Genomic DNA, 1,782 nt, shown 5'->3' on the forward strand with positions numbered 1-1,782 from the left:
CTCGCGGACTACGCGCTCACCCCGAGCGTGGCCATCGTGGACCCGGCCCTCACCACCCGCCTGCCGAGCCACGTCACCGCCGACACCGGCTTCGACGCCCTGACCCACTGCATCGAGACCTACGTCTCCGTCTACGCCAACGACTTCACCGACGGCCTCGCCCTGCAGGGCGTCCGGCTCATCTTCGAGAACCTGGAGCGGGCCGTCACCGGCGGCGCGGACGACCCCGAGGCCCGGGAACGGATGCACAACGCGGGGACGATCGCCGGGATGGCCTTCGGCTCGGCCTTCCTGGGCGCGGTGCACGCCATGGCCCACACCCTGGGCGCCACCTTCCACGTGGCCCACGGCCGCACCAACGCGTTGCTGCTGCCCCACGTGATCCGCTGGAACGGCGCCGCCCCGAGCAAGGTCACCGGCTGGCCCAAGTACCGCAACTACGTGGCCCCGGAGCGCTACCAGGCCATCGCCCGGACGCTCGGTCTGCCGGCTGAGACCCCGGAGCAGGGCGTCGAGTCGCTCGCGGCGGCGGTCGAGGAACTGCGCGACCGGGTGGGCATCCCGCGCTCCTTCAAGGCCGCCGGCGTGGACGAGGAGGCCTTCCTGGCCGCGCTGCCGCAGCAGGCCATGAACGCCTACGAGGACCAGTGCGCCCCCGCCAACCCCCGGATGCCGATGCTCGCGGACATGCAGCGGCTGATGCGCCAGGCCTACTACGGCGACCGGGCCTGATCGACCGGGCCTGAAGAAGGGACACCGAGATGACCACCTCGCAGCACACCCGCCCGGGCGCCGGGGACGGCCCCGCCACCGCGGACGGCCCCTCCGCCGGGGTCGGCCCCTCCGCGTGGGACGGCTTCCACGGCGGAGCCTGGCGGGACGCGATCGACGTCCGTGACTTCATCCAGCACAACTACACCCCGTACGAGGGCGATGCGTCCTTCCTCTCCGGCCCCACCGAGCGGACCGCCGAGGTGTGGCGGCAGCTCACCGACCGATTCCCCGAGGAACGCGCCAAGGGGGTGTACGACGTCGCGTACGACATCCCGTCCACCATCACCGCGCACGCCCCCGGCTGGATCGACCGGGAGCGGGAGCTCATCGTCGGCCTGCAGACCGACGCTCCGCTCAAGCGCGCGATCATGCCGAACGGCGGCTGGCGGATGGTCGCTGGAGCCCTGAAGACCTACGGCTACCCGGTCGATCCCCAGCTGGAGACGATCTTCACCCGGTACCGCAAGACCCACAACGCCGGGGTGTTCGACGCCTACACCCCCGAGATCCGGGCCGCCCGCAGGGCCGGCGTCATCACCGGCCTGCCCGATGCCTACGGACGCGGCCGGATCATCGGCGACTACCGACGGGTCGCCCTCTACGGAGTGGACCGCCTGGTCGAGGCGAAGCTCGCGGAGAAGGCGGAGCTCGACGCCGCTCCCACCGACCCGGCGCGGCTGGAGGAGACGATCCGCGAGCGCGAGGAGCTCGCGGAGCAGATCCGGGCGCTGGGCGAACTGAAGGAGATGGCCACGGCCTACGGGTACGACCTCTCCGGGCCGGCCCGCACCGGCCGGGAGGCGATCCAGTGGCTCTACTTCGCCTACCTGGCAGCGGTCAAGGAGCAGAACGGCGCGGCCATGTCGCTCGGACGCACCTCGACCTTCCTCGACGTCTACCTCCAGCGCGACCTCATATCGGGAGTGCTGACCGAGCGTCAGGCGCAGGAACTGGTGGACGACTTCATCATCAAGCTGCGGATCGTCCGCTTCCTGCGCACCCCGGAGT

At 71.3% G+C, this 1,782-nt stretch carries 2 protein-coding genes; both read left to right on the top strand.

The genetic code is table 11. The annotated features are described in order from the left end of the window. Nucleotides 1-732 (top strand): iron-containing alcohol dehydrogenase (locus tag MCM47_RS40070; protein ID WP_238951765.1); only part of this gene is annotated, 732 nt, incomplete at its 5' end. Nucleotides 733-761: 29 nt separating this feature from the next. Further along, nucleotides 762-1,782 (top strand): pyruvate formate lyase family protein (locus tag MCM47_RS40075; protein WP_305068079.1); only part of this gene is annotated, 1,021 nt, incomplete at its 3' end.

The sequence above is a fragment of the Kitasatospora sp. A2-31 genome (assembly GCF_022288725.1).
In the GTDB taxonomy this organism is placed as follows: Bacteria; Actinomycetota; Actinomycetes; order Streptomycetales; family Streptomycetaceae; genus Kitasatospora.